The 5223-nt window shown below is 43.6% G+C and carries 7 protein-coding genes; 3 read left to right on the top strand and 4 right to left on the bottom strand.

Annotated elements, in window-relative coordinates:
- The coding region (locus A1019T_RS13990; protein ID WP_208608036.1) for a transposase at positions 1–169 on the top strand (169 nt) is incomplete at its 5' end.
- A 62-nt stretch (positions 170–231) separates the two neighbouring features.
- Entirely contained in the window at positions 232–888 is a 657-nt protein-coding gene (gene leuE, locus A1019T_RS05275; protein WP_077447632.1) for a leucine efflux protein LeuE, read from the top strand.
- 27 nt (positions 889–915) lie between these two features.
- Here leuE and A1019T_RS05270 read toward each other — a convergent pair whose 3' ends face one another.
- From A1019T_RS05270 to A1019T_RS05260, 3 genes are all read right to left on the bottom strand, one after another.
- Positions 916–1590 carry a YoaK family protein gene (locus A1019T_RS05270; RefSeq protein WP_077447631.1) on the bottom strand — a complete coding sequence of 225 codons (675 nt, stop codon included), beginning with the start codon at positions 1588–1590 and terminating at the stop codon, positions 916–918.
- Between the two features lie 80 nt (positions 1591–1670).
- Positions 1671–2981 carry an ABC1 kinase family protein gene (locus tag A1019T_RS05265; RefSeq protein ID WP_077447630.1) on the bottom strand — a complete coding sequence of 437 codons (1311 nt, stop codon included), beginning with the start codon at positions 2979–2981 and terminating at the stop codon, positions 1671–1673.
- A 62-nt stretch (positions 2982–3043) separates the two neighbouring features.
- Entirely contained in the window at positions 3044–3874 is an 831-nt protein-coding gene (locus A1019T_RS05260; RefSeq protein ID WP_077447629.1) for an ion transporter, read from the bottom strand.
- A 388-nt stretch (positions 3875–4262) separates the two neighbouring features.
- Here A1019T_RS05260 and A1019T_RS05255 point away from each other — a divergent pair, with 388 nt between their 5' ends.
- A complete protein-coding gene (locus A1019T_RS05255; RefSeq protein WP_077447628.1) occupies positions 4263–5009 on the top strand; it encodes a YebC/PmpR family DNA-binding transcriptional regulator in 747 nt (248 codons plus the stop codon).
- Positions 5010–5088: 79 nt separating this feature from the next.
- On the opposite strand, the gene A1019T_RS05250 is transcribed toward A1019T_RS05255, so the two are convergent.
- Positions 5089–5223 (bottom strand): zinc ribbon domain-containing protein (locus tag A1019T_RS05250; protein WP_143513965.1); only part of this gene is annotated, 135 nt, incomplete at its 5' end.

Genomic DNA, 5223 nt, shown 5'->3' with positions numbered 1-5223 from the left:
GAGAAAGGAATTTGCGAAGCATTTGGCAACGTTTTACTCGAAGCCTGTACTTTGGACTAGAGCATATTGTTTGCTGAGCACTGTTGGTGCTACTATTGATACAATTAGGCAATATATCGAAAAACAAGAGCGCCCTGACCAGCTCGCCCGTGCTGACATCTCCATCTAAATCAAAGATTATAGGTGGAGAATTACGCACGATTTGTTAAACTTTAGGCGTTAGGAGCCTTCATGTACGGGATAACTGACCTTACGGCTTATATTCTTGGCACCATCGCCATTATATTATTACCCGGCCCCAATAGCCTTTATTGCTTATCGGTAGCGGCTGCACAGGGTATTGGCAAAGGCTATCGTGCCATCGCTGGCATCTTCGTTGGCGATGGTATCTTAATCTTAGTCACCGTGTTTGGCGCAGGTAGCTTATTAAAGCTCTACCCTTCTTTATTTAATGCCATTAAGTTAATTGGTGGCTTATATCTGATGTATCTTGGGGTAAAGCTATTAATCGGCGCTTATCATACTTTTTCTCAGCGTATGATATTGGCGCAAGCCACGCCCAAGCTTACTGTCCCGGCTACTCATCAAAACTACTTTTATCGGGCCATGCTACTAAGCTTGACCAACCCCAAAGCTATTTTGTTTTTCTTATCTTTTTTTGTGCAGTTTGTTGATCCAAGCTATGAGCACCCACTACTGTCCTTTTTATTATTGGCAGTAATTTTGCAGTGTATTAGCTTTGCTTATTTAAGCGTTCTGGCCTTCGCTGGTCAGGGTCTGGCTAGAAGGTTTAACCGGTACCCTTTATTGATCGTGCTAAGCATGAGTTTGGTAGGTTTACTGTTTATCGGCTTTGCCATAAAGCTGTGGCAAGCTCAGCTAATGTAAGCTAAAGCCCGCCCGCCCAAAATAGGCTTATTCCTCACGCATTTCAGGCAGTCTATTGGAGGTGATTTGATAAACTAAGGCTGCCGCCAAGACAATACCCACAGGTATTAGCATTGCGGTATAGCCTAGTGCAAAGTAGCCAAAGGCCCCAACCACACCACCGCCGCAGAAGCTATACCAAATGATGGTTTGAAAACCAAGCATCATTTTATTGACAGGACGACCCGCCAGCCAGTTGCCGATGGCCGCCCCCATATCTGAAGTAAGACCCGTTAAGTGCGTGGTACGTATTACTGCCCCACTATAAGTCGCTACCATCGAGTTTTGCAGACCACAAGCCATCGCTGCCAAAAGCTGACCCAGATAGTCGTGCTGAAAGAACAACAAGAAGCTACAAAACAATAAGCTGGCCTCGATAAATAAAGCCAATCCATAACGACGACCCAGCTTTAACGAGCGCTGGCCAATTAGGTAGCCACTTAATATCGAGCCTGCCAAAAAGGAAAGTAACGAGGCCCCAATAAAAAATATAGCGGGCCAATCAAATCGAGCAATGGCGGAAGAAAAGAGGCTAACGTTACCAGTCACATGGGACACAGAAAGATTGGTAAAGCCACTTAAAGCGATAATATTTACACAGCCAGCACTAAAGGCTAGAACCGCTCCACCGATTAAAATCCATAGAGGTAATTTTGTTATCATAACCACCACTTATTGTTAAGTGTTTACTCAAATCGCAAATATGTATTGTTTATTATTGCTCAGCTTGTAATGCTTAGCTTTTATTGCTTAAAGTCACTGCCTAATAGACTCACCCTGGCATCACTAAACATATCCATATCAGGGGCTAAAGTGCGCATAAAACGGTCAAAATAAAGCATCTGCTTGGTCAATAAGGCAAAATCACGAGGGAAATGGATGCCATGACGTTTGCCGACCTCGACAATCTCTAGCATCATTTTGTTAAGCTCATCGGCCTGCTCTTTGCTATTAAAGGGCTTACCACTGGTATAGGTCTTATCTTCAGCCATAATACGGGTAATCATCTTAGCCAAGTCGCCAGCCAACTGCGCTTGATCGACCTTATCGCGCTCATGGGTCATTCCCATATCAACCATACAACTGGCCATAGTGACATAATCATTGTCTTGCAATGCTTGCATCATTCCCATACACGCCTGCCAACTCTCTGGTGCAAGCTTACCGACGATACCAAAGTCGATAAAGCCGATTCGGCCATCTTTTAACAGCATCAGATTACCCGCGTGTAAGTCAGCATGGAAGCTGTTACAGAACATAAGGCTTGCAAACCAAGTATTTAAAGTATCGGCCATGACTTGGGCAGGATCGTCACAATATTGACGCATTGCCACTTCATCTACCATAGAAATACCATGCAGACGACTCATGGTTAGTACCCGCTTGGTAGTGAGCTCTTCTACCACTTCTGGCGCCACTACCTTGGTATTACCCGTCATTTGCAAGAATTGCTGAAAATCTCGGATATTGGACGCTTCAGCAATAAAATCTGTCTCCGCCATCATCCGAATACGAATCTCATCGATAATAGGTGAGATACTCGCAAAGCGCATTTGTGGCATTAGTTTTTCCATAAGCTTGGTAACGCCGTGCAGCACACCAAGGTCGGTCTGCATAATGACTTCAACATCAGGTTTTTGGACTTTTAGCACCACTTCTCGCCCATCAGGCAAAGTCGCCGCATGTACCTGAGCAATACTGGCCGACGCCAAAGGCTCTTTGTCAATTTTGCTAAATAAATCTTCTAAGCTTTGACCCTCAGTTAGCAGCTCTTCTTTTAGCACTTGCTCAATGTAGCTATAAGGCAAAGGCGTGGTTTGATCGAGACACCCTTGAAAAGCAATCACATAATCACGGGGAAACAACGAGGGTGTACTGGCAATAAACTGACCAATTTTGATATAAGTAGTGCCCAACTGCTCAAAGGTCTCACGTAACATCACTGCATCAGGCCGCTCCCCTTTGGCAACCCTTAACGCGGATAACCCGGCAACACTGGCAGTGTGGCGGACACGATTGACAACATTAAAAGACTTTCTTAGTAGATTAGGCATTGTTATTTTATTTAACCCATAAAGAGATTAAGACAGCAGTGTCTGTAAATTATAACCGAAAATTAAATGTGTAGCTCGTGACCACATCGATCACAAAACTGAGCACCAGCAGCATGACCAAACTTACCACAATTAGGGCAAGTGACTGGGTGCAACTGAGGTCGCATACTTTTGGCAAGCTCTGAGGTAAAGATACCAGTTGGTACCGCAATAATGGAGTAACCGGTCATCATCACCATGGTCGCTATAAACTGACCTAAAGGGGTCTTGGGTGACATATCCCCGTAACCTACCGTGGTCAGCGTAACCGTCGCCCAGTAGATAGATACCGGGATACTGGTGAAGCCATTCTCCGGTCCTTCGACCACATAAATGACTGAGCCGAAAATCATAACCAGCAGCACCAGCGACAGGAAGAAAACCGTAATTTTTTGCTGGCTGGTTCTAAGCGCTGCGGCCAAAAAACCCGCTTGCTGCATGTAAGACTTGAGCTTAAGAACCCTAAATACCCGTAAGATACGCAGGATACGAACCACGATCAGGTATTGAACCCCACCGAATATTAAGCTTAGATAGCTTGGTAATACTGACAGTAAATCCACTATACCAAAGAAGCTGAAAACGTAACGTACTCGGTTTGGCGCCGAAAACAGTCGCAGTAAATACTCAATAGTGAACAAAATGGTGAAGAACCATTCTGCATAAAAGAAGACTGTACCGAATTGCAATCGTAGATACAGCACACTATCGAGCATTACCACTGCCACACTGGTAGCAATGGCAATCAGCAGAACAATATCAAATAACTTACCTAAAGGCGTATCCGTTCCTTCAATAATAATATGGATACGATCACGTAAGTGATTTAGCGTATTTGAGGATAGTTTTTTCATAAATACGGGTAGCTAGTCTATAATGGAGACTCATTATACGTGATTCAATTAACAATGTTACCTATTCCCTTAACTTTGTTTCAGCCACAGTTAATTTAATATACAGAATATTATCGGTAATGTGGTAGCCTTTAGTCACTCACTTTATAGCTTTATCGGTTCTAAACTAGGACTGAAATCAAAATAGATATTTCTGCTATAATTAGCTAGCTTTAGAAAAGAAGTCTAATCAGCCTATAATCCCAAGTTTTATAAATCTTTAGCTCAGCGGCTTTAAGCAGCTGTGGTTGGCCTATTTCTACAACCATACAGCCTTTAAGCCACTATAAAATTAACGTCGTATTTGACAATTAATTTGTTTAACGTAATTGATAAGGATAAACACATTATGGCAGGTCATTCTAAATGGGCAAATATTAAGCACAAGAAGGCCAAAGAGGATGCCAAGCGTGGCAAAATCTTCACCAAAATTATTCGTGAGCTTGTATCAGCAACTAAGCAAGGTGAACCAGATCCAGAAACCAACCCTCGCTTACGGGCAGCAGTAGAAAAAGCCCTGTCAGCCAACATGACCAAAGACACCATCCAACGTGCAATCGAGCGTGGCGCCGGTAACTCTGAAGGCGGCGAAATGGATGAGCTGACTTATGAAGGTTATGGTATTGGCGGTGTGGCGGTATTAGTTGAAACCATGACCGATAACGTAAACCGTACCGTGAGTGAAGTACGTCATGCGTTTACTAAATTTGATGGTAACTTAGGAACTTCAGGTTCAGTGGCCTATCTTTTCACCAAACGTGGTGAGATTATCTTCGATGATGTGTCATTAGAAGATGACATTATGATGGTGGCCTTAGACGCTGGCGCGGTTGATATAGAAAATGATGGGGAAAGCTTATTGGTTATCACTGAGCCAGAAAACTTTGGTGCCGTTAAAGACGCCTTAACCGAAGCAGGATTTGAGTCTAGCAATGCTGAAGTGACCATGTCACCTTCAACCACAGCGTTAATCGATAATCTTGAAGATGCTGAAAAAGTGATGAAGATGATTGATATGCTAGAAGACTTGGATGATGTACAAGACGTGCATACCAACGTGGATTTCCCAGATGAGATTTTAGAGCAGCTGTCATAAATCTATTTACCGCGAAGATATATAAAGCGATAAAAGACGGCTCTATTATTAAGACATCAGCTTTGACCTCCTCCCCTCGCTAAACCGAGGGGATTCCTACAGCTAGACGGTCAAGCCCGACCGCAAGGATGTTCTTAGCAGCATTGATATCTCTATCATGCCATGTGCCACACTCAGCACAAGTCCATCCTCTTATTCGCAAACCCGCTCTACC

The sequence above is a fragment of the Psychrobacter piechaudii genome (assembly GCF_900162825.1).
Taxonomy (GTDB): Bacteria; Pseudomonadota; Gammaproteobacteria; order Pseudomonadales; family Moraxellaceae; genus Psychrobacter; species Psychrobacter piechaudii.
Note: the sequence above shows the minus strand (reverse complement) of the source record. Positions and strands in the feature narration are given on the sequence as shown.